Source organism: Arthrobacter rhamnosi, assembly GCF_054510975.1.
This window is the reverse complement of sequence record NZ_JBTNDN010000001.1, coordinates 737,185-759,438: the sequence shown is the minus strand read 5'-3', so window position 1 is coordinate 759,438 and position 22,254 is coordinate 737,185. Positions and strand designations below refer to the sequence as shown.

The following is a 22,254-nucleotide window of genomic DNA, read 5'->3' as shown; positions in this document are numbered from 1 at the left end:
GGGGAGATGGGGGGTGCGCGTCAGAAGGTCGCGCTGAGTTTCCTGGTGACCCGGGCGAGGGAGGAATCGTCCCCCACATTGCCCGCGAAGACGATGTACGGGATGCCCCTGGCGGGGCCATCCACCGGCTCCCACAGGCTCACGATCCCCGGGAGCATCGGGCCCCGGACGATCGCCCGTCGGATCTGCAGACCGTGCGCGGCCACGTCGGAGGAGGTGATGCCTCCCTTGGCGATCACGAAGCGGGGCGGGAAGATCTTCAGCGAACGGTTCACGACCGCGACGACGGCGGCGGAGACGGTGCGCGCGATCCGAAGGCTGGCGGCCGCATCGCTGGTCCGGACCAGCAGCCGGCTCGTGTGCAGGATGACGTCCCCCTCCGCGAGGCGTGCCACGACCTCGTCGACGATCCCGTCGAGGTGGCGGGCCGCGCGCTCGTCGAGGAGTTGCTCGACGTCGATCTCGATGATGTGCGCCCGCTGGTGCTGCTCGGTGAGGATGCGGAGCTGCCGGGTCGTGACGCCGACGTGCGAGCCGACCACGATCAACCCGCCGGCAGTCGACGGCTCGTGGCCCGCGTAGGCCTCGTCCCCGGTCAGTTCGGCCCGGATGTCCTGCCCGATCCGGGCCCGCATGAAGGGCGGTCCCACCCGGTACAGCAGCTTCCTGCCGCGCCGTTCCGCCTCGTCCAGCCCGAGGGCGAGGGCGCGCAGGTCGTTCTCGGTCACGATGTCGGCGACGATCGGCGTGGCATCGGCCGCGCCCTCGATGGCGTCCGCGATGGCCTTCGCCGATGCCGCCGCGCCCCCACCCGTGCTGCCTGCACGGATGATGCCGAGGTCCAGGACGATCACGGAGTCCGCCGGGATCCGTCCGGCGCTCTTCTCCTCCACGTAGTGCGCGAGCGAGGCGTTGCGGTAGCCGAAGGTGGCGTCCTGGGCGAACTCGGTGTCCGACACCGGGACGAGCCGGCCGGCGTCGGGCGATCGCACGTAGTGCACCCCGCCGATGGTGACGCGTCCGGCATCGGGGAAGGCCGGGACGATGACGACGCCGTCGGTCGCTTCCCCCGCGACGTCGAGGACGGTCGCCGCGATGGTGTCGGGTTCGAGGGGGTAGTGCCCGCGCAGGGTCGAGTCGGACCGGCTGACGAAGCTGACGTGGACACCCGCCGGTTCGGCTGCTGCTGCGGTCAGTGCGTTGCGGACGATCTCCTCGTTCCGGGCCGCCGCTTCCGGCGCGTCGAGGCTCCGGGTGTTCGTGAGCACGTAGACCGCCGGCTTGCCCTGGGCGAAGGCCCAGGAGAAGTCCTCGACGTCCCAGCGCATCAGGACCGGGAGGTCCGCCACGGACTGCGTCCCGGTCGGGTCGTCGTCGAGGACCACGAAGATCCGCGGGTCGTCCTGCTGGGCGGCCTGGACTGCCGTCGCCACCTCATGGGCGGAGATCGGCAGTTCCGCCGGGTAGGCGGACAGGAGGTCGGATTCGGTGGTCATGCTGCTCCGTCGTGGTGTCGGGTGGAACCTGAAATTCCGGTGCGGGACCGCCGACGGCGGTGAGGAAGAAAGTCCCCCCCCGCCGCCGATGGACCGCTTGCCGTCAGTGGCCGGGTACTGCCGCCACCTTCTCGTCCTCGACCAGCAGGTCGTCCGACCGGGACCGCATCTTGCGGGTCAGGAGGAACATCACAGCGGCGAGGAAGGCGAACACGCCGACCGAGATGGTGCCGTAGAGGCCGGTCTCGGTCGCGTAGCGCTCGTCGATCGCGGTGCGCATGATCGGGGCCACGAATCCGCCGAGGTTGCCCAGCGAGTTGATGAGCCCGATGCCCGCCGCCGCCGCCGTGCCGGTGAGGAACGCCGTGGGGTAGGACCACGTGATCGGACCGCAGGCCAGGAAGCTCGAGACCGAGATCACGAGGAACGCGATCGCCAGGACGGGCATCCCGTTCTCGCCGGCGAATGCCGCTCCGATGGTCGCCAGGCCGGTGAGGGTGTAGAACATCGCGCCCCACGTACGGCGGCGCCGGATGGTGTTGGCGCGCTTGCCCACGTTGTAGCAGACGAACAGGCCGACGAGCCAGGGGATGGCCGTGATCAGGCCGACCTGCCAGAACTCGGCGTCGGGGCTGATGATGCGCTTGACCTGCTGGGGGAGGTAGAACGTGGTGCCGTAGACCGCCACCTGCAGGCAGAAGTAGATCACCGTGAAGTACCAGACCTTCCAGTTCCCCATGGCACGCAGGATGCCCGACGGGCCATCCGTGCTGCGGACGACGTCCTCCGCCTCCATGACCCGGAGCAGTGCCCGCTTCTCGTCGTTGTCCAGCCACTTCGCCTTCTGGGGGCTGTCGATGAGGAAGAAGATCGCGGCGATACCGGCGACGACCGCCAGCATGCCCTCCGTGAAGAACATGACCTGCCATCCGTGCCACGGCGTGTACGTGTCGCCGAAGGAGATCAGGGCGCCGGAGAGCGGATTGCCGAGCATCTGGGAGAAGGGCTGTGCGAGGTAGAACAGGGCGAACATCTGGACGCGGACCTTGTTGGGGAACCATTCCGAGAGGAACATGATCACGCCCGGGAACAGCCCGGCCTCCGTGACGCCGAGGAGGAAGCGCAGGACGATGAACATGGTGTCGCCGGTCGTGAAGGCGAAGGCCGCGGCCACGAGGCCCCAGGTGACGGCGATGCGGGCGAGCCACCAGCGTGCGCCGAACTTCTTCAGCAGCAGGTTGGACGGGATCTCGAAGATCGCGTACCCGATGAAGAAGATGCCCGCGCCGAGGGCGAAGGCCCCGGCGGAGACGCCGCGGTCGACCTGGAGGGCATCTTGGGCGTATCCGACATTCGTACGGTCGAGGAACGCGACGAAGTACAGGATGATGAGCATCGGCATCAGGTGCCGTGCAGCTTTCTTGACGGCGGAGGCAAGCGCGGGGCTGTCCAGGTCGTCTTTGACCGCGTCCGTAGCGGACATGGGCCTCTCCTTTAGTGCAGTTGGTGGTGGATGGTGCGACTCACCCGACGAGTGCCGGGAAGATGAGCCACGCCCCGATGACGACGAGGACGACGCCGAGGGCGAGGAACAGGATGCGGGATTTCGACCAGTCGCGCATGTCAGTGCATGTAGAGGCCGCCGTCGACGTTCAGGGTCTGGCCCGTCACGAATCCGGAGTCCTCGCTGATGAGGTAGGCGATGGCTGCTGCGATGTCACGGGGGGTGCCGATCCTCGGGAGGACACCGTCGGCCGCCATGGCGGCTTTCCGTTCCTCCGTGAGCGTTCCGCCCATGATGTCCGTGTCGATGGGACCGGGGGAGATGGCATTGACGGTGATGCCCGCCCCGCCCAGTTCACGTGCCACGGAGCGGGTGAAGCCGATGACCCCGGCCTTCGCCGCGGAGTAGACGGTCTTGGAGAACGTCCCTCCGCCGCGCTGCGCGGAGACCGAGGACAGGTTGACCACCCGCCCGACGCCGTACTCGACCATGGACTCGACGGCCCGACGGGTGGCGTAGTGGACACCGTTCATGTTGATGCTCATGACGCGGTCCCACTCCTCGGCGGTGACCTCGAGGTAGGGCACGGGACTGGAGACCCCGGCGAGGTTCACCAGTGCGACGATCTGCGGGAGTTCGGCCTCCAGGGTGTCGAAGGCCGCCCGGACCTCGGACTCGTTGGCGACATTGGCCCCGGCCCCGGCCGCCGTGACGCCGTGCTCCTCCGCGATCTCGCGGGCGACGGCCTTCGCCGCGGCGTCATCGAGGTCGATGATGCCGATGTTCCAACCGAGTCCTGCCAGGTAGTGGGCCGAGGCGCGGCCGATGCCGCGCGGCGAGGCCGCCCCGGTCAGGACGACCGACCGGGAGTCGGGAAATGCTGGTGCCACGATAGGGCCTCCTTGCGATCAGTGGATGGGGGCAGGACCGAGTTCGTCCATGAGTTTCTTGATGGCCACGTAGGCCTTGTTGCGGTAGGCGATCAGCTCGGCGGTGCGGTCCGCCGGGACGTCGAGGTAGCCGGAACCAGTCTTGGTGCCGAAGTTCCCGGCGTCCACGAGTTGCTTCAGCGAATCGGGGGTTGCGAAACGCTCGGGCCAGCGGGTCTGCAGGGACGCGTAGCAGAACGCGTAGACATCCAGTCCGGCCATGTCCGCGATGGCGAACGGACCGAAGACGGGAAGGCGGAAGCCGAAGGTCGTGCGGACGATCGTGTCGACGTCGTCCGCGGTCGCGATGCCCTCCTCGACGATCTGGGTCGCCTCGTGGAACAGGGCGTACTGGAGCCGGTTCAACACGAAGCCGGTGGCGTCCTTCACACGCGCCGTCTCCTTGCCGGTTGAGGCGACGATCTCCTCGACCACCGGGATGATGCCGTCATCGGTTCCCGGGTGCGGGATGAGCTCGACGCCGGGGATGAAGGGGGCGGGATTGGAGAAGTGGACGCCGAGGAACCGCTCCGGATGCTCCACGGCCTCCGCGAGGCTGGCGATCAGGATGGTGGAGGTGTTCGAGCCGATGATCGCGTCCGGACGGGCGGCCGCCGAGATCCGCCGCAGCGTCTCGTGCTTGATCTCGATCCGTTCCGGCACCGCCTCCTCGATGAACTCCGCGTCGGACACGGCGTCCTCGATGGAGTCGGCGGCGGTGACGTTCGCCTCGATGCGCTGGCGCGCATCCGCGGGGAACAGGCCGTCGGCGGCGAACTGGTCCGCCTCGGTCAGCAGCCGTGCGAGGTTCGACGACGCGATCTCGGCGCTCACGTCCGCGATCCGGACGGTGTGGCCGGCAAGCGCGAGGACCTGGGCGATCCCGCCGCCCATGTACCCCGATCCGACGACTGCGATTCTCTTCGGTGTCATGCGTCCTTCTTCCCAGGCAGGAGTGAGCGGATGTAGGTCTGGTTGGTGCTGCAGTTCCCGAGGCTGTCCCCGCCGTAGTGCTCGCACAGGAAGATGCCGTCGAACCCGAGCTCGATGGCGTCGCGGATCACCTGGCGATAGTTGATCAGGCCGGCCTCCATCGAGCTGGGGACGCTCGTGGCCCACGAGCCGTCGGCGGCCTCGTCGCGTGTGTAGTTCTTGACGTGCCAGTAGTTGGCGTAGGGGAGGAGCTTCGCGTGGAGCTCACGCCAGTCCTCGACCGGGCGGTGCAGGCGGATGAGGTTGGCGACGTCGGGGTTGATGCCGACGTTGTCGAGGCCGATCTCCTCCACGAGCCGCACGGCGCTGTCCGCAGTGCCGAGGTACGTGTCCTCGTACAGCTCCAGCGACATCTTCAAGCCGACGTCGGCGGCGTGCCGGCCGAGCTCCCGCAGGCGCGTGACCGCCGCCTGCCAGACCTCCGGATCGTCCGGGTCCTTGGGTCCCTGCGCGGTCCAGAACCAGAGGGCGCGGCGCTGCGCCTCGCTGAAGGGCTGGTGGAGTCCGGTCGAGAACACCTCCATGCCCCATTCGGCTGCCGCGTCGATCGTGCGGTGCGCGTAGGCGAGGTTGCGTTCCTCGTGGCCCGGCATGATGACGCTCTGCCGCTGCAGGTGGACCGACGGGATCCGCACGCCGTGCGAGGCTGCGATGGACAGGAACTCGTCACGCCGGGACGGCTCGAGGTCGGCCGGGCGGACGTGGCTGTCGGCCAGTTCGGCGAGCGAGAAGCCGACCTGTTCCACCTGGCTGAACATGTCGTCCCACGCCTCGGGGGCGGCGTCGTGGAGGGCGACGCCCTCCTTGCTCACCGTGGGGATGCCGTGCAGGCACGTGGCGATCGGCCAGTTCTGGGCAGTGAACGCGGGCTGCGAAGGCATGTCGTTGCTCCATTGCAATCGGGATGGGGAGGAAGAAAAGATCCTATAGGAAATATAGACGGACCGATCCGTCTCTGCAAGACCTCTCCGGGCTGTTTCCGAGGTTGCCGGTCAGGCGCCGGGAGAATCGTCCAGGGAGCGGGCGCGCACGCCCTCGATGTGGGCCCGCAGGGCCGCGACGGGCGATGAGAGGTCCCCGCTGGCGAAAGCCGCCAGGATGGCGGCGTGCTCGGTGGCCGCCTCGGAGACGTCACTCGTCCCCCGGATGACGGCCTGGCGCATCCGGTGCGTCAGGGCCCCGAGATTGGCATACATGTCCTGCACGTACCGGTTGCGGGCGGCGTCGAGGATCACCAGGTGGAAGGCGTTGTCGGCGTCGAAGTAGTCGTGGATGGTGCGGATGGGGACGTCGCCGCCCCGCATCGCCTCGGTGACCCGTTCACCCATCAGGTGATGGTGTTCGTGGGCCCGCTGCAGGGCGGGCAGGAAGGATGCGGCCCGGGGGGCCGCGAGTCGTGCGGCCTCGACCTCGAGCATGATGCGGGCCTCGAACAGTTCATCGAGCTGCTCGGCTCCGAGGGGAGGAGCGACGCGGTAGCCCTTCAGGGCCTCGCGGGTCACCAGGCCCGTGCGTTCGAGCTGGACCATGGCCTCGCGGATGGGCGTCGGGGAGACCTTGAGCTGTTTCGCCAGCGTGTCGATCGAGAGCCTCGCCCCCGGTTCCATCTCGCTCGAGAGGAGGATGTCGAGGATCCGGTCGTACACCCGGTCCCGCAGCCCGCGGCGGTCGATGTCCGGAACGGAACGGTCAGAAAGCCCTGCTGTCATCGCCAACCCCAATTCTCCACGCCTCGTCCAGAATGGCCCCGAACGCAGCCGGGTCGTGTGCGAAGCGGCCGAGGAACATGCCGTCCACATCCGGAGCGATGCGCGTCAGCAGGCCCGGGCCGGCACTCCCTCCGTAGATTACCCGTGGATGCTGCAGCAACGCGTCCCCGGAGAGGTGTGCGCGGAGGGCGCGGGTGACGGCGCGGATGTGGGCGTCGGGTGCGGGTTCCGGCTGCCCGATCGCCCAGACCGGCTCGTAGGCCACGATGATCGTCCCGCCGGTCCCTTCGTGGCGGGCGACGGCGAGGCACGCCTCGAGCTGGCGCAGGCACGCCTGAACCGCCGACGCGTGCTCGCCCCGTTCCTCCTCGCCGATGCAGAGCACAGGCACCAGTCCGTGACGGAGGCTCGCATGGACCTTCCGGGCGGCGGAGGAATCCGTCTCACCGAACATCGCCCTGCGCTCCGCATGGCCGATCTCCACGAGCCCCACGCCCAGCTCCGCCAGCTCCGCCGCCGAGACCTCCCCGGTGAAGGCGCCGGCGTCCTCCCAGTGGACGTCCTGCGCTCCCACGAGCAGCCCCGCGGGAGCAGCCAGATCCAGGACGGCGGGGATGGACGGGAAGGTCGGGATGACGAAGGGCTCCACCACCCCGTCCCGTACCGCCGGGTGGGCGGAGGCGATCTCCGCCACCCGGCGGGTCCACTCGACCTGGCTCCGGTGGCCGAAATACATCTTCAGGCTGGAACCGATGGTGAACCTCGGCATGGGTCCCTACACGCCCTCGTAGGCGAGGATGTCGTCCACCTTGGCCTTCGACGCGCTCGAGGTGTCGAAGGTGTAGGTCAGCCACTCCCGCACGAGCCGGCGGGCGAGTTCGATGCCGACGACGCGCTGGCCCATGCAGAGCACCTGGCAGTCGTTGGACAGGACCGACCGTTCCACCGAGAAGGAGTCGTGGGCCGTGGCGGCCCGGATGCCCTGCACCTTGTTCGCGGCGATGGCGACACCGATCCCGGTACCGCAGATGAGCAGCGCCCGATCGGCCTCGCCCCTGGCGACCCGCTCGGCGGCCTCGATGGCGACCGTGGGGTAGGGCGTGTGGCCGTCCGGTCCCACGCCGACGTCGACCACCGACTCGACGAGGTCGTTCTGTTCGAGGTCCTTCTTCAGGATCTCCTTGTACTGGTATCCCGCATCGTCACAGCCGATGATGAGCCTGAGTGCCATGTTCTCTCCTAGGAATCCTGCGGGCTGGTGCCCGCTGCGCTACTGATGACGTCGGCGACGGTGGTGCAGATGAGGGCGAAGGACACCGCGCCGGGGTCGGGTGTGCCGACGGATTTGTCCCCGTGGGCCCGAGCACGGCCGAGGGTCGCCTTCATCGCCGCCGTGGCCTCCGCCGCGGCCGTGGCCGCGGACGCGGCTCCCGACCACGCCTCGGCGAGCCCCTGCCCGTCGCCGATCCGCGCCGACAGTTCGTCGGAGAAAGGCACGATCGCGTCGATCATGGTCTTGTCGCCGACCTTCGCCTTCCCGAAGGCCATGACGGCGTCACTGGCGGCCGACACTCCTCGTGCGAGGTCCTCCGCGGTGGGCCGTACCTCGTCGCCGACCACCGATCCGAGGGCCTTGAGGATGGTCGCCCAGATGGCCCCCGAGGTGCCGCCGGCACGGTCGCTCCACGCGTTGGCCGCGTGCCGCAGTGCCGTCTCGGCGCCGGCGCCCTGCCCGACGGCGGCGCGCGCCGCGTCCCGGGCGGCGTGGGCGCCGCGCTGCATCCCGATGCCATGGTCGCCGTCGCCTGCCACCTGGTCCAGCCTGCCGAGTTCGTCGGCGTGCTCGTCCACGATGCGCGCGACGGCCTCGAGGGCCGTGGCGACGGTAGCGGCGCAGGCGCGGGATTCGGCGGATGAGCTGCCGACCGTCTCCTCGGCGTCGTCCTTGACCTCCGCGTCGAAACGCTGCTGCTCGCCGACCTGTCCGCGGCGGAAGCCGGGCGTGTCCGCCGGCGCCGTCCAGAGGCGTTCGAGCTCGTCGTCGAGCCACAGGAGGGTGAGGGAGCAGCCGGCCATGTCGAAGCTGGTGCACAGTTCGCCGACCTCCGGGTCGACGATACTGATGCCGCGTTCGCCGAGCAGCTGGTGGACGGTGCGGTAGACGACGAAGAGTTCCTCGTACTTCACGCTGCCGAGGCCGTTCAGCAGGGGCACGACCCGCGCGCCCTCGAGGGCGACCCCGTCCGGGACCTCCTCGAGGAGGCGGCTGACGAACAGTTCGGCGAGGCCCGCCGCCGTGGGGATGTCCACCTCGTCGATGCCGGGCTCGCCGTGGATGCCCAGTCCCACGGCCATGCGGCCTTCGGGGACCTCGAAGAGGGGCGCGTCGGCGCCGGGGAGCGTGCAGCCGCCGAAGGCGACCCCGAGGGAGCGGGTCCGATCGTTCGCGCGGCGGGCGACGCGCTCGACCCCGTCGAGGTCGTAGCCCTCCTCGCACGCTGCGCCGGCGACCTTGAACACGGTGAGGTCCCCCGCGATGCCGCGCCGTTTGTGCTCCTCGCCCCTGGGGGCGCTGAAGATGTCGTCCGTCACGGTCACGGTGCGGACGTCCAGTCCGGCTTCGCGCAGCTCGGCCTGCGCCTCGTCGAAGTGCAGGACGTCACCCGCGTAGTTCCCGTAACTCAGGAGGACGCCCCGGCCCTGGTCGGCGGTCCGGGCGACCGTGCGGACCTGGTGTGCCGACGGCGATGCGAAGAGGTTGCCCATCACGGCTCCGTGGGCCAGGCCTGGCCCCACGAGGCCGCCGAAGGCCGGGTAGTGTCCGCTGCCGCCCCCGATGACGAGGGAGACCGTCGGTGCTGCAGGGCGGCCGGCGCGGACGACGCCGCCCGGGATCTGCTGGACCCAGCGCGATGCCGCGGCCGCGAAGCCGCTGATCATCTCGTCGACGAAGTCTCCGGGCTCATTGAACAGTCGCGTCATTGCGATTCCTCCTGGTCGTTTTCCTACATTCTATAGGATCTGCACGATCAGGCAATGCCCTCGGAGCGCGGCACGCAGCAGGTCAGCCGGAGGACCGCCGGTCAGCTCGGCTCGGCGCGGGCTGGTATCCGCCGGCCGCGTGCAGGGCCCGGGCGGCGTCCTCCGGGCGCGAGGCGGCAGCGACGAACCCGTCCGGCCGCACGAGGTACAGGATGCCGGGCCGGAGGGGTGTCGATCCGGTGGTCGGAAAGCGGTGGAGGGGGAGCCCGAACTCCCGCGCCGCGGCTTCCGCGTGCCGGATCCCTGCCTCGTCCGCTGCATACAGGTGCAGCTGCCAGGTCGCAGAGCGCAGCACGTCGAAGTTCTCGCCGGTCCACTGCAGCCGCCTCCCGACGACGGCGTCCCGGCGTCGGCGCACGGTGCTCCCGTCCATCCAGTAGTGGATGCGGATCTGGCCGAGGTAACCCGCGAGCCGCCGGCCGACCGGCAGGCGGGGGAACAGGGCGACGGCGACCGGCAGTACGACCCGGGGCACGTACCTGCGCACGGCCATGACGACCTTCGAGGAGGACGTCAGGCCGCGGAACACCAGGTCCGTCGTCGTGAGCAGGCGCACCGCCACGGGCCGGCGTTCCGCCTCGTACCGGCCGAGGAACGTCTCGGGTGCACGCCCCGCGACGACGTCGGCGAGCTTGAACGCGAGGTTGTGGGCGTCCTGCAGCCCCGTGTTCATGCCCTGCGCGCCGACCGGGGAATGGACGTGGGCGGCATCCCCAGCCAGGAACACGGAACCCGTGCGGAACTGCGCGGCGATCCGGTGGTGGATGCGGTAGGTGGAGAACCAGCGGTAGTCCTCGTAGGTCACGCCGAACGCCTCGGCCATCCGGCGCCGCGCGAAGTCCTCGGTGACGGACGGGGCGTCGTCGTCGCCGGCGGTGCCGATGAGCCGCTGGCCGTTCCTGCCCTCCTCGTCGGGCCGCATGGGGAAGGCCAGGAGGAACTCGGTCGCCTCCTGGCGGATGTTGACGGTGGCGGGAGGAAGCCCGCTCACTCCCACCGCATCGACCAGGTAGAAGGTCTGCCGGCTGGTGGTGCCCTCGAACGCGATCCCGGACAGGGTACGGACGAGTGAGGACGCCCCGTCGCAGCCGACCGCGAACCGCGCGGACACGGTTGCCGTGCCCATGGGCCCCTCGACGACGGCTCCGACGCCGCCGTCCACCTGGTCCAGGGACCGCAGCCGGTGCCCCCAGCGGACGGACCCGCCGAGTGCCTGCAGGTTGTCGACGAGGAGCCGCTCGTTGGCGCTCTGCTCCAGCATGTGCATGCCGGGATAGGGGGAGAGCCCCCTGCCGAGGCCGCCCAGCGGGACCGGCGCGAAGGCCCTGCGCCCGAACCCCGGCCGCACGGACTCGGCGTGCACGGCCTCGGCCAGCACCCGGTCCACGACGCCGAGCTGGTCGTAGATCTCCATGGACCGCGAGTGCACGCCCAGGGCACGGGACTCCACCGTCGGGCCGTCCTTGCCGTCGATCAGCACCACGCGCACGCCCAGTCTCACCAGCCAGTTCGCCAGCATCAGGCCGGTGGGGCCGGCTCCCACCACCAGGACGTCGACGCTCCCGGGGTCGTGCCGTTCGTCCTGCTCCATCGCGGGCCTCCTCGCCGGTGTCCTGGTCAGCGGTCCAGGGTCGTGCAGACGCAGGCCCGGTTGCCCTCGGCGTCGGCCAGCACGGTGAAGGACGGCGCCCGGGTGGCGTCCACCACGGTGCCTCCGGCGGCGACCGCCGCCGCGATGCGGGCGTCCGCCGCGTCGTGCGGCACCCAAAGGTCGAGGTGGAACCGCTGCCGCGGCGTCTCGTGCGCGTCGGTGTGCTGGAACCACAGGAGCGGAACGCGCCCGGAGGGGTCGACGACGTCGTCGCCGTCCACCGCGCCGGCCTCCCCGGTCAGCAGCGCCGCCCAGAACGGGCCGATCGCGGCCGGGTCGGCGGTGTCGAGGGCGAGCTCGACGACGGCGGGAGCCGCGGGGTCGGCGGCGATGCCATGCGCCGAGGCGAGTTCGCTGACCGCCCTGGCCAGCCGGACGTCACGCTCCGTGATGCCGGACGCATCATGGCTGAGGAGCTTCACGTCGACGTGCCGGTAGGTCAGCACGACGTCAGGGTGGTGGTCCATCTCCTCGGCAAGCTCGCCGATGGCCGCGACGAGGGCGAGGCCGGTGGCGAAGTTCCCGGTCAGGAAACGGGCGTGGAGCGCCTGGGCCAGCTTCCGCCAGTCGCCCAGGCCGGCGTCGAGGATCTGGCGGGTGCCGAGGATAGTCATGCGGCCAGTATGGCCCCGTCGGAGAGGCAGGAGAAGGTCTGCCGCCCACGCAGTCGACGGCCGCCCGGTGAGGCTGTGATTTGACTCTCAGTTCCCTACGGTTCAGGGTTTTATGTCTGTCATATCCGTCTTTACCCACGCAACCGCCGCTGCCTTCCTGCCCCGCGGCTGCGGAAGGAACACCTCCTCCATGTCTGATCCCGTACTCTCGGCGCCGGCCTCGACCCGCGCCACCGGCCGTTCCAGCTCCTCGCCCCACCTGACCCGGGCGCTGAGCAACCGCCACATCCAGCTGCTCGCCATCGGTGGTGCCATCGGCACCGGCCTCTTCATGGGCTCGGGCAAGACCATCTCGCTTGCCGGTCCCTCCGTGATCTTCGTCTACATGATCATCGGCTTCATGCTCTTCTTCGTCATGCGCGCCATGGGGGAGATCCTCCTGTCCAACCTCGAGTACAAGTCCTTCAGCGACTTCGCGGGCGACCTGCTCGGACCCTGGGCCGGGTTCTTCACCGGGTGGTCCTACTGGTTCTTCTGGGTCGTGACGGGCGTCGCCGACATCGTCGCCATCTCCGGCTACGTGGACATCCTCGCCCCCGGGACCCCGCTGTGGATCCCGGCGCTGGCCACCCCCGTGGTGCTGCTGCTCCTGAACCTGCCCACGGTGAAGGCGTTCGGCGAGGCCGAGTTCTGGTTCGCCATCATCAAGGTCGTGGCCATCCTGGCCCTGATCGCCACCGGCATCGTCATGATCGCCACGCATTTCACCTCTCCCGCAGGGCAAGTCGCGAACCTCGCCAACATCTGGAACGACGGCGGCATGTTCCCGCACGGGCTGTTCGGCTTCATCCTCGGCTTCCAGATCGCCATTTTCGCCTTCGCCGGCATCGAACTGGTCGGCACCGCCGCCGCCGAGACGAAGGACCCCGAGACGACGCTTCCCCGCGCCGTGAACTCCATCCCCATCCGTGTGCTGCTCTTCTACGTCGGAGCGCTCACCGTCATCATGGCGGTCAACCCCTGGCGGACCATCGATCCCGCGAACAGCCCCTTCATCGGCATGTTCACCCTGGCCGGCCTCGGTATCGCTGCCGTCGTCGTCAACTTGGTGGTGCTGACCTCCGCCGCCTCGAGCGCGAACTCCGGCATCTACTCCACGTCGCGCATGGTGTTCGGACTGGCGCAGGACGGCAACGCCCCGAAGGCCTTCGGCACGCTCAGCCGCCGCCAGGTGCCGCAGAACGCTCTCCTGTTCTCCTGCATCTTCCTGCTCGCCGGTCTGATCCTGCTCTACTCGGGTGACTCCGTGATCGGAGCCTTCACGATCGTCACCTCGGTGGCCTCGGTCCTGACGATGTTCGTCTGGTCCATGATCCTCATCAGCTACCTGGCGTTCCGCCGCCGCCGTCCCGAGCTGCATGAGCGGTCCGCGTTCAAGATGCCCGGCTCCGCGTTCATGCCCTACGTGGTCCTTGCCTTCTTCGTGTTCATGCTCGTAGCCCTCGCGCAGGCCGAGGACACCCGGCTGGCGCTCGTCGTGACGCCGGTGTGGTTCCTCCTGCTCGGAGCGGCCTGGTACGCCAACCGGAAGACGCCGCTGCAGCAGGCCCGCATCGAGGAGCACAAGGCCACGGTGCAGGCCGAGCAGGCGGCACGCGCGGGCCGCTAGGTCCCGCACCACTGCTCCGGAAGACCGCTCCGGAAGACCGCTCCGGAAGACTGCTCCGGAAGACCGCGCGGAAGCACCGAAGGACCGTCCCCTGGAAATCGCTTGGGGGGCGGTCCTTCGTCGTCCTCCCGGAGTGCGGAGCGGCGGGGACACCGATGGGCCCGGGTGCGGATGCCATACTGCAGGGATGGCCAAGAACAGGACTCCCTCCGGCCGCATCCTCGCCGCCCGCGTCGACGACGACCTGAAGGAGCGGCTGCGCGCCGCAGTGGTCCATCCCCACCTCCTTTTCGCGGGCAAGGCTGCCCTCGCGGCCGCGCTCGCCTGGACCTTCGCGCTCGCCATCCCGGGGAGGCCTCCCGGTATCCGTACTACGCCCCGCTGGGCGCCCTGCTCGCGCTGTACCCGACCGTCGCGGGAACGCTCAGGTCGGGACTGCAGACGGTCGCCGGCCTCACGATCGGGATCATCCTGGCCCACATCGCCGGATGGGCGGGAGACCCGGACTGGCTGACGATCGCCTTCGTCGTCGGCGTGGGAGTGCTCCTCGCGGGCGCCCTGCGGAGGACGGCGGGCGGCGGTTCCGGGATCGTGTCCGCCGGGCTGTTCGTCCTGGTCATCGGTAACGATGACCTCGGGTACTCGCTGGGCTACTTCGTCCAGACCGTCGTGGGCGTGGGCGTGGGCCTTGCCGTCAGCGCGCTGATCCTGCCGCCGCTGAACCTGGACGATGCCGTGGGACAGGTGAGCCGGCTCCGTAGGACGGCGTCCCGCCAGCTCCAGGAGATGGGCGAGGCGCTCGAGGAGGACTGGGAGGCGGATGATCCGCGCTGGCCCCAGCGGCGGGACGACCTGACCGCCACGGTACGCAATGCCCGCGAGGCCCTGCAGTACGCGGACGAGAGCAGGAAGGGCAACGTCCGGCGGCGCTTCCACCCGCATGACGCGGACCGCGACCACCGGCACGTCGAGGTCCTCGAAGCCGTCGCGACCCACACGCTGAACATCACCAACATGCTGCAGGACGCGCTCCATGGAACATCCCGCGAGCAGCCCCTGCCCGCCGCGGTCCGGCCGCCCCTCCAGCAGGCCTTCACCGCCGTCGGCGACGTCCTGGACCTGTGGACGGTGGAGGAGGACGACGCCGGGACGCTGCGGGTGGCCGAGCGGAGCCTGAAAGCGCTCGAGGTCGCTGCGTACGAGTCCTCGTCGAAGGACGTCCCCTTCGGTGCCGCGGCCGCGATCGGCATGAACCTGCACCGCATCCTGCAGGCCGTCCGGCAGGAGCAGGAAACAGGCCGGGCGGCCTAGCGGTACTGCCGGGGGACACAACGAGGGGCACCCCGAAAAGTGCCCCTCGTCACTGGATGAAACTTCCTGCGTGGAACCGCTCAGGTGAGGTCGCGGGTCTTCGCGAACCGGTCGATCGCCTTCTGCGTGGAACGGTTGGTGAGCACCTGGATGGTGGTGCTCACCACACCCGAGACGATCGCGAACACCAGGGCGGAGCGCAGGGTGTTCTCCAGCCCGTCCTTGCTCTTCGGTGGCGCTTCACCCGTGATCTTCTCCCACAGGAAGTCGACGAGCTTGGTCCCCACGAAGCCGGCGCCGACGCTCATGCCCGCGCCGAGCAGCTTGAACAGTACGTTCATGTCTCTCCTTCTGGTCCGGTAGTCCTCCGCCTAGCCTAGCCGCGGCGGGCGGCCCCCGGCACAGCTGCACGCACGGGGCCGGCCCTGCACGAGGAGCTCATCTGCCGGGGCTCCCCCTGCGGTGTAGGATCGGTAGCGCTCAACCAACATACGACAGGGGAGCGCCGACCGGCAGCATGCTGCGGGAACGGGCGCTGAGAGTGCGGACCGCCGCAGACCCTCGAACCTGATCCGGCTAGTACCGGCGAAGGGAGTCGAGTTCTCAGAGTGCACGGAAACTGCCCCGGCGGTCCCCGGCACCCTCCCCTCCTGTACCTCAGGAGGAATCACCATGGCATCATCAACCGCCCTCAACGGCACCTCTCCCCGCACCCGCCAGTGGCGCGTCGTCGACATCGTGGTGGCCTCGGTCATCGCGGTCGCCGTCGGCGTCCTGTTCTTCGCATGGTCCGCGGGGTACTCGGGCATCAGCGTGCTCACGGCGGGCTTCCCGCCCCTGGCCGGCCTGTACTCCGGCGGCTGGCTCATCGCCGCCGTCCTCGGCGGGCTCATCATCCGGAAACCCGGCGCGGCGATCTACTGCGAGGTCCTCGCCGCGGCCGTCGAAGCCCTGCTCGGTTCCCACTTCGGGCTCACCGTGCTGCTCTCCGGAGTCATCCAGGGGATCGGCGCGGAGCTCGTCTTCCTGCTCTTCCTCTACCGGAAGTGGAACCTCCCGGTAGCGCTGCTCGCCGGTCTCGGTGCAGGCCTCGCGCTCGCGATCAGCGAGAACATCCTCTACAACGCGCTGTGGACGTTCGAATTCAAGCTCCTGTACACGGTGTTCGCAGCCATCTCCGGCATCGTGATCGCCGGGCTGCTGTCCTGGCTCGCCATGCGGGGCCTCGCCCGGACGGGCGTCCTGTCCTCGTTCGCCGCGGGCCGCACGGCGGACGTGTGACACCAGCGCAGGCACCCTTCCCGGGCCCCGTGCACGTCCGCGCCCGGGAATGGGGCTGGCGTCACGCCGGCCGGAAGGCCTTCGCCGCACGCCGGCTCGATCTCGACATCCCGCCGGGGGAGCGCGTCCTGCTCCTCGGCGCCTCGGGCGCGGGCAAGTCGACCGTGCTCGCCGGTCTGGCCGGCCTGCTCGGGACCGGCGACGAGGGCGAGCAGGAGGGTGAACTCCTGCTCGACGGCGCGCAGCCGGCCGGCGCCCGGGGGCGCGCCGGGCTCGTCCTGCAGGACCCCGAGACGCAGGTGGTCCTCGCCCGCGTGGGCGACGAGGTGGCCTTCGCGGCCGAGAACCTGTCGGTGCCGCGCGAGGAGATCTGGCGGCGCGTGGGCAGGGCGCTCGACGACGTCGGGCTCGACCTCCCGCTCGGCCACCCCACGGCGGCGCTCTCCGGCGGCCAGAAGCAGCGACTCGCGCTCGCGTCCGTCCTCGCGATGGAGCCGGGGCTGCTCCTGCTCGACGAGCCCACCGCGAACCTCGATCCCGAGGGAGTCCTCGAGGTGCGCGACGCCGTCGTCCGCGTCCTCGAGCGCACCGGAGCCACCCTCGTCGTCGTGGAGCACCGCGTGGCGGTATGGGCCGACGTCGTCGACCGCGTGGTCGTGCTCGATGCGGGCGGAGGGGTCCTGGCCGACGGGCCGCCCGCGACCGTGCTCGCCGGGGGCCCGACCCGGGACCGGCTTGCCGCTGCAGGAGTCTGGGTCCCGGGATGGCAGCCGGTGGTGGGCGGACTGCTCCCCGCCGGTGGCGGGGAGGCCCTGCTGTCGGCCTCCGGTCTCACCGTCGCCCGCACCAAGCGGGGACCGGCCGCCGTCGAGGACCTCGCCGTCGAGGTGCGCGCGGCCGGGGCGCTGAGCATCACCGGCCCGAACGGGGCCGGGAAGTCGACCGCCGCCCTGACACTCGGCGCCCTGCTCCGCCCGCGGGCGGGACGGCTGGAGGCATCGGCGGCCCTGGCCGGGACCGCCGCGGGTGACCCGTTCCGCTGGCGCTCGTCCGAGCTGGTCCAGCGCATCGGGACGGTCTTCCAGGAGCCCGAGCACCAGTTCCTCACGGCGACCGTCGCCGACGAACTGGAGTTCGGGCCGCGGCGGGTGAGCGGAGCCCCGGATTTGCACCGCGTGGCGGAGGTGGCCGAGCGACTCCGCCTCACCTCTCTGCTGAAGGCCAATCCCTTCACGCTGTCCGGCGGGGAGAAGCGGCGCCTGTCCGTCGCGACGATGCTCGCGACCGCCCCGCGCATCCTCATCCTCGACGAGCCGACGTTCGGCCAGGACGCGGGAACGTGGGCCGAACTCGTCACCCTGCTGCGCGAGCTGATCGACGGAGGCGTCTCCGTCCTCTCCGTCACGCACGACGCCGATTTCATCGCAGCACTGGGCGGCGCCACCCTGCACATCTCGGGCGGAGCGGGACGGCTGGTGACCCGATGAGCACGGACCACCCGACCCCGGTGCTGACCGGGAAGACCCTGCTGCGGGCCAATCCCGTGTCCAAGCTCTTCGCCGCCGTCGTCATCACGCTCGCGCTGATGGCGAGCATCGACTGGGTGAGTGCCGCGGTGGTCCTCGCCTGCGAACTCGTCCTCCTGCCCCTGCTGGGCATCAGCGCGCTGGGGCTGGCGCGGCGGATCTGGCCGCTGCTGGTCGCCGCGGCGATCGGCGGCTACGGGACCGCTCTGCTGGCGGAGAAGACGGGGCGCGTGCTGCTCGACGTCGGGCCGCTCCTCTTCACCGAGGGGTCGGTGGCGTCCGGCATCGCGGTCGGGTTGAGGGGACTGGCGCTCGCGCTCCCGGGCATCTTCCTCCTGCTCACCACGGACCCCACGGACCTCGCCGACGCGCTCGCACAGAAGCTGCACCTGCCGCACCGGTTCGTCCTGGGGGCGCTGGCGTCGCTGCGACTGGTCGGCCTCCTGGTCGAGGAGTGGGAGGCTCTCGGGCTGGCCCGGCACGCCCGGGGCATCGGCTCGGACGGTTCGATCGTCGCGCGGACCCGCAATCTGCTGGGGCAGTCCTTCGGGCTGATCGTGCAGGCCATCCGGCGGGCCACCCGGCTGGCGACGGCGATGGAGGCCCGCGGATTCGGCGGAGGAACGCGCACGTGGGCGCGCGAGAGCAAGCTGGCTCCGCTCGACGCCGCTGTCGCCGCCGTCGGCCTCCTGATCGCCGCAGGTGCAGTGACGGCGGCCGTCCTGGCCGGGACCTGGAACTTCCTCCTGTCCTGACCGGGACGACCGCCGTCGTGTCCTGCTGGTCCTGCGGTGGCGCCTACAGCACGTCCGAGAGGAACGACTTCAGGCGCGGCGTCTGCGGGTTGTCGAAGACCGCGGCCGGCGGACCGGACTCGACGACGACACCGCCGTCCATGAACGTCACGGTGTCCGAGACGTTGCGCGAGAAGCCCATCTCGTGGGTGACGACGACCATCGTCATGCCCGCCGTGGCGAGGTCCGCCATGAGGGCGAGGACGCCCTTCACGAGCTCCGGGTCCAGTGCGGAGGTCGCCTCGTCGAAGAACATGACCTCGGGGTCCATGGCGAGCGCCCGGGCGATGGCCACCCGCTGCTGCTGGCCGCCGGAGAGGTTGCCCGGACGGACGTCGGCCTTGTGCTTGAGGCCCACCAGGTCCAGCTGCGCGAGGGCCTTCTCCCGGGCCTCGTCGGCGGACATCTTCCGGAGCTTGCGCAGCGCGAGGGAGACGTTGTCCACCACGGTCTTGTGCGGGAAGAGGTTGAACTGCTGGAACACCATGCCGATGCGGCGGCGCAGCTCGTCCGGGTTGTCCTTCAGTACCGACCGGCCGTCGAGCAGGATGTCGCCCTTGTCCGGTTCGATCAGGCGGTTCAGCACCCGCAGGAGCGTCGACTTGCCGGACCCGGAGGGGCCGATGACCGACGCCGTCGTACCCCGCTCCACGTGCAGGTCGATGCCGCGCAGCACATGGTTGGAGCCGAAGGAGAGGTGGAGGTCCCTACCGGTCAGGGTTCCCGATTCGAGAGTCTTCATGCCTTCGCTCCTTCACCGATCTTCGCGGCCAGTTCGTCGGGCTCGGGCTTCTCCCGCTTGCCGACCCGCAGCCGGTTGTCGATGTAGTTGACCAGGTGGGTCAGCGGGATCGTGAGGCACAGGTACAGGGCGGCGGAGGCGATGAGCGGCGAGAGGTTGCCCGTGTTGCTGGCCGCATCGTTGCCGATCCGGAACAGCTCACGCTCGCTGGTCAGGAGTCCGAGGAAGTAGATCAGCGAGGACTCCTTGATCAGCGCGATGAACTGGTTCACCAGGGCGGGCAGCACGCGCCGCACGCCCTGGGGAACCACCACGAGCTGCATGGAGGAGCGGTAGCTGAAGCCCAGTGCGCGCGAGGCCTCCAGCTGTCCCTTCTCCACACTCTGGATGCCGGAGCGGAAGATCTCGCCGATGTAGGCCGCCGCCATGAGCGACAGCGCGAGGATGCCCATGGGGAACGGGCTCGTGCTGCCGGTGGCCTGGCGGTAGATCGGGCTGAGGCCGATGCCGATGAGCAGGATGATCACCACGGCGGGGACGCCACGGAAGATGTCCGTATAGATGCGCGCCACCCAGCGGAGCAGCCGGTTCCGGGAGATCCCCATGATCGCGAGGAGCATGCCGAGGACCGACCCGATGATGCCGGACGTGATCGCGAGGATCAGGGTGTTCCGCAGTCCGACCGCCAGGAGTTCCGGCAGGACGGCGGCCATCGCCCCCCAGTCGAAGAAGGTCTGCGAGAGCTGTTCAAGGGCATTCATGCAGGGACCGCTACTTTACTTCCACGGCTTTGCTGCCGGGCTTCCAGTCGGAGGGCATCTCGCGGTCCGGGTACCACTCCTTGGTGAGCTCGGTCCACGTGCCGTCCTCGATCACGGCGTCGAGCCCGGAGTTGAGCGCGTCGATCAGGGGCTGGTTCTCGCTGTTCACGGCATAGGCCGTGAAGTTCTCGGTGTTGATGATGGTCTCGGCGATGGTGGTGTCGTCGCCCTCCTTCACCTGGCCGGTGGCCTGCTGGGACGGGGCGACCCACGCGTCGACCTGGCCGTTCTTCACGTTCGCGTAGACCGTGTTGTAGTCCGCGAAGCGCACGGGCTCGAGGCCGAGGGTGTTGGTCACGTAGTCGTCCTGGACGGTGCCCTGCACCACGCCGATGCGGGTGCTCTCCGAGAGGGAGTCGAAGCCCGTGACCGAGGAACCGTTCTTCGTGACGACGGCCATGTACCCGAAGTCGTAGCCGTTGGTGAAGCCGACGTTCTCGCGGCGGGCGGCCGTCGTGGAGATCGAGGAGGATCCGACGTCGAACTGCTTGTTCTGGACCTGGGCGAGCAGTGCGGAGAAGTCCGTGGACGCGAACTCGACCTCGAGGCCGAGCTTGTCGCCGATGGCGCGGAGCAGCTCGTTGTCGTAGCCGGTGAAGACGCCGTTCTCGATGAAGATGTTCGGCGGGGCGTCCGAGAGGGTGCCGACGCGCAGGGTCCCCTCCGTGATGAGGCCGAGCTTGGAGGTGTCGATCTCGTCGACCGGCGTGGTGTCCTCGGTCGTGTACTGGTCGAGCGACTGCTGGTCGCTGCCGGCGAGGGCGTCGGTGGTCGCGGTCGGCTCGCTGCTGCTACTGGTGTTGCTGCCGCAGGAGACGGTCAGCGCGAGGAGCGGGACGGCGAGTGCCGCGAGGACTTTGCGGGAGATGTTCATGGGGTCCTTCTTCGATGCTGGCCCGGGGTGCGGGCCGACTGGATGAGGTGGATCTCGGGGAGGAACGAATAGGTGCCGGGAGGCTGCTGGTGACACGCTCGCTGTTCTGGCCGGGCGCGATGTGGCGGCTGCTGTCCCGGTTACCTCGGGGTGGTCCGCACGACGCCGTACTTGCCAACCGGGGGACTGGTCCCGGCGGCCGAATCTTCACCTGGAGCACCCCACTACGGGAGAGGGTTGCTGTCCAGCCGGCCAGGGCCGAGGGCTGGAGCTCTTGATTTCAAGAAAACGCTATGGCAGCACGAAGTGCCCGGTCAAAACGAAATTGCGCGGAAATCGGCGTTTGACGCGGTAAACGGCCTGTAGGGCAGGCTTTTGTGGCGAAGATTACACGAAGCGGTCTACAAGGTCGGTCAGCTCGGCCGTGAGGGCGGGCGAGGATCGGACGGCCTGGCCGTCGATCGAGAGCACGGGTGCGAGGAGCCGGATGCTCGAGATCAGCCATACCGCGTCGGCGTCGAGGAGGTGGTGCGGTTCCAGGGGGCCGTAGCCGAGTTCCCACCCCTGCTCCTTCGCCGCCGTGAACAGGGCGCTCTGGGAGGTGCCCGCGAGGATGCCGCTCTCCAGCTGCGGTGTCAGGAGCGTCTTCCGTCCGTCGCGGACGGAGGCCAGCAGCACGGTCGAGGTGGGGCCCTCCAGGACCTTGCCGTCGGAGGACGTGAAGATGACGTCGTCGGCCCCGTGGGCCTTCGCGTAACGGATGGCCGCCATGTTGACGGCGTAGGAGAGGGTCTTGGCGCCCAGCAGCAGCCAGGGTGCGCGCTGCGCCACGGTGCTGTCGTACCCGCGTTCGAGGAACAGGACCCTGAGTCCCGTCCTGCGCTGTTCGATCGTCGACGCCGGCACGGGCGCGATCTGGACCCACGCGGTGGCCCGCCCGGCGCCTTCGGCCCCGCGCGTGGCGATGAGCTTCACGACGGCGTCATGGCGCTCCGGTTCCGCTGCCGCGAATTCCCGCAGGCCGGTGCGGATGGCCCGGCTCCACGCCTCGGCGTCGGGGACCGGAAGGTCCAGGGCCGCTGCCGACGACGCGAGCCTCGTCAGGTGTGCCTGCTCTTTGCGGGGAGACCCGTCGACGGCCAGGAGCGACTCGAAGACCCCGTCGCCGCGGGTGGCGCCCAGGTCCGTGGCAAGGAGCTGGGGCTGCGAGGCATCGACGACCCTGCCGTCGTCGTGGGCCGGGTCGAGGAACACGAGAACAGTCATGGCCCCAAGCGTATCCGCTCGCGCCCGACCAC

21 protein-coding genes and 2 riboswitches are annotated in these 22,254 nt (G+C 69.7%); of the genes, 5 read left to right on the top strand and 16 right to left on the bottom strand.

Annotated elements, in window-relative coordinates; translation table 11 throughout:
• Positions 1 to 20: 20 nt before the first annotated feature.
• From ACX80J_RS03515 to ACX80J_RS03465, 11 genes are all read right to left on the bottom strand, one after another.
• Entirely contained in the window at positions 21 to 1,496 is a 1,476-nt protein-coding gene (locus ACX80J_RS03515) for a four-carbon acid sugar kinase family protein (RefSeq protein ID WP_459346822.1), read from the bottom strand.
• A gap of 103 nt (positions 1,497 to 1,599) precedes the next feature.
• The gene (locus ACX80J_RS03510) at positions 1,600 to 2,979 is read right to left on the bottom strand and encodes an MFS transporter (RefSeq protein ID WP_459346821.1); all 1,380 of its coding nucleotides are present in this window, start codon (positions 2,977 to 2,979) and stop codon (positions 1,600 to 1,602) included.
• Positions 2,980 to 3,119: 140 nt separating this feature from the next.
• Entirely contained in the window at positions 3,120 to 3,890 is a 771-nt protein-coding gene (locus ACX80J_RS03505) for an SDR family NAD(P)-dependent oxidoreductase (protein ID WP_435868645.1), read from the bottom strand.
• An 18-nt stretch (positions 3,891 to 3,908) separates the two neighbouring features.
• The gene (locus ACX80J_RS03500; RefSeq protein ID WP_459345262.1) at positions 3,909 to 4,862 is read right to left on the bottom strand and encodes a 3-hydroxyacyl-CoA dehydrogenase family protein; all 954 of its coding nucleotides are present in this window, start codon (positions 4,860 to 4,862) and stop codon (positions 3,909 to 3,911) included.
• Positions 4,859 to 5,803 (bottom strand): sugar phosphate isomerase/epimerase family protein, encoded by a 945-nt coding sequence (locus ACX80J_RS03495; RefSeq protein WP_459346820.1) that lies wholly within the window; start codon positions 5,801 to 5,803, stop codon positions 4,859 to 4,861. Before ACX80J_RS03495 ends, ACX80J_RS03500 begins: the two co-directional genes overlap by 4 nt.
• Before the next feature lie 111 nt (positions 5,804 to 5,914).
• Positions 5,915 to 6,631, bottom strand: coding sequence for a GntR family transcriptional regulator (locus tag ACX80J_RS03490; protein WP_459346819.1), 717 nt, complete (start codon positions 6,629 to 6,631; stop codon positions 5,915 to 5,917).
• Positions 6,612 to 7,400, bottom strand: coding sequence for a triose-phosphate isomerase family protein (locus ACX80J_RS03485; RefSeq protein WP_459346818.1), 789 nt, complete (start codon positions 7,398 to 7,400; stop codon positions 6,612 to 6,614). Before ACX80J_RS03485 ends, ACX80J_RS03490 begins: the two co-directional genes overlap by 20 nt.
• A gap of 6 nt (positions 7,401 to 7,406) precedes the next feature.
• Positions 7,407 to 7,862 carry a ribose-5-phosphate isomerase gene (locus ACX80J_RS03480; protein ID WP_459345258.1) on the bottom strand — a complete coding sequence of 152 codons (456 nt, stop codon included), beginning with the start codon at positions 7,860 to 7,862 and terminating at the stop codon, positions 7,407 to 7,409.
• 8 nt (positions 7,863 to 7,870) lie between these two features.
• Entirely contained in the window at positions 7,871 to 9,613 is a 1,743-nt protein-coding gene (locus ACX80J_RS03475) for a dihydroxyacetone kinase family protein (protein ID WP_459346817.1), read from the bottom strand.
• 82 nt (positions 9,614 to 9,695) lie between these two features.
• Positions 9,696 to 11,264 (bottom strand): FAD-dependent monooxygenase, encoded by a 1,569-nt coding sequence (locus ACX80J_RS03470; RefSeq protein ID WP_459346816.1) that lies wholly within the window; start codon positions 11,262 to 11,264, stop codon positions 9,696 to 9,698.
• A 26-nt stretch (positions 11,265 to 11,290) separates the two neighbouring features.
• Positions 11,291 to 11,938: a VOC family protein gene (locus ACX80J_RS03465; RefSeq protein ID WP_459346815.1), complete on the bottom strand. Its 648-nt coding sequence runs from the start codon at positions 11,936 to 11,938 to the stop codon at positions 11,291 to 11,293.
• Positions 11,939 to 12,128: 190 nt separating this feature from the next.
• On the opposite strand from ACX80J_RS03465, the gene cycA reads away from it, so the two are divergent.
• Entirely contained in the window at positions 12,129 to 13,607 is a 1,479-nt protein-coding gene (cycA, locus tag ACX80J_RS03460; RefSeq protein WP_459345254.1) for a D-serine/D-alanine/glycine transporter, read from the top strand.
• A gap of 171 nt (positions 13,608 to 13,778) precedes the next feature.
• Positions 13,779 to 14,918 carry an FUSC family protein gene (locus ACX80J_RS03455; protein ID WP_459346944.1) on the top strand — a complete coding sequence of 380 codons (1,140 nt, stop codon included), beginning with the start codon at positions 13,779 to 13,781 and terminating at the stop codon, positions 14,916 to 14,918.
• Positions 14,919 to 14,998: 80 nt separating this feature from the next.
• Here the strand turns inward: ACX80J_RS03455 and ACX80J_RS03450 are convergent, their stop codons facing one another.
• Positions 14,999 to 15,259 carry a DUF4235 domain-containing protein gene (locus ACX80J_RS03450; protein WP_087074208.1) on the bottom strand — a complete coding sequence of 87 codons (261 nt, stop codon included), beginning with the start codon at positions 15,257 to 15,259 and terminating at the stop codon, positions 14,999 to 15,001.
• Positions 15,260 to 15,404: 145 nt separating this feature from the next.
• Positions 15,405 to 15,529: riboswitch (TPP riboswitch) on the top strand.
• Between the two features lie 61 nt (positions 15,530 to 15,590).
• Between ACX80J_RS03450 and ACX80J_RS03445 the strand changes: the two genes are divergently transcribed.
• The 3 genes from ACX80J_RS03445 to ACX80J_RS03435 are packed head-to-tail and all read left to right on the top strand — an operon-like array spanning position 15,591 to position 18,480.
• Positions 15,591 to 16,199 carry an ECF transporter S component gene (locus ACX80J_RS03445; RefSeq protein WP_459346814.1) on the top strand — a complete coding sequence of 203 codons (609 nt, stop codon included), beginning with the start codon at positions 15,591 to 15,593 and terminating at the stop codon, positions 16,197 to 16,199.
• Complete coding sequence (locus tag ACX80J_RS03440; RefSeq protein WP_459346813.1) at positions 16,196 to 17,686, top strand: ABC transporter ATP-binding protein; 1,491 nt, start codon at positions 16,196 to 16,198, stop codon at positions 17,684 to 17,686. Before ACX80J_RS03445 ends, ACX80J_RS03440 begins: the two co-directional genes overlap by 4 nt.
• A complete protein-coding gene (locus ACX80J_RS03435) occupies positions 17,683 to 18,480 on the top strand; it encodes an energy-coupling factor transporter transmembrane component T family protein (RefSeq protein ID WP_459345250.1) in 798 nt (265 codons plus the stop codon). The genes ACX80J_RS03440 and ACX80J_RS03435 overlap by 4 nt, the downstream gene beginning before the upstream one ends.
• 43 nt (positions 18,481 to 18,523) lie before the next feature.
• Here the strand turns inward: ACX80J_RS03435 and ACX80J_RS03430 are convergent, their stop codons facing one another.
• The 4 genes from ACX80J_RS03430 to ACX80J_RS03415 all read right to left on the bottom strand — a co-directional run bounded on the left by ACX80J_RS03430 (position 18,524) and on the right by ACX80J_RS03415 (position 22,222).
• On the bottom strand, positions 18,524 to 19,261 hold the full coding sequence (locus tag ACX80J_RS03430) for an amino acid ABC transporter ATP-binding protein (protein ID WP_459346812.1): 738 nt from the start codon (positions 19,259 to 19,261) through the stop codon (positions 18,524 to 18,526).
• On the bottom strand, positions 19,258 to 20,022 hold the full coding sequence (locus ACX80J_RS03425; RefSeq protein WP_459345248.1) for an amino acid ABC transporter permease: 765 nt from the start codon (positions 20,020 to 20,022) through the stop codon (positions 19,258 to 19,260). Before ACX80J_RS03425 ends, ACX80J_RS03430 begins: the two co-directional genes overlap by 4 nt.
• A gap of 10 nt (positions 20,023 to 20,032) precedes the next feature.
• Positions 20,033 to 20,956: an ABC transporter substrate-binding protein gene (locus ACX80J_RS03420; RefSeq protein WP_459345247.1), complete on the bottom strand. Its 924-nt coding sequence runs from the start codon at positions 20,954 to 20,956 to the stop codon at positions 20,033 to 20,035.
• A gap of 162 nt (positions 20,957 to 21,118) precedes the next feature.
• Positions 21,119 to 21,236: riboswitch (SAM riboswitch) on the bottom strand.
• Between the two features lie 107 nt (positions 21,237 to 21,343).
• A complete protein-coding gene (locus ACX80J_RS03415; protein WP_459346811.1) occupies positions 21,344 to 22,222 on the bottom strand; it encodes an aminodeoxychorismate lyase in 879 nt (292 codons plus the stop codon).
• Positions 22,223 to 22,254: the final 32 nt, after the last annotated feature.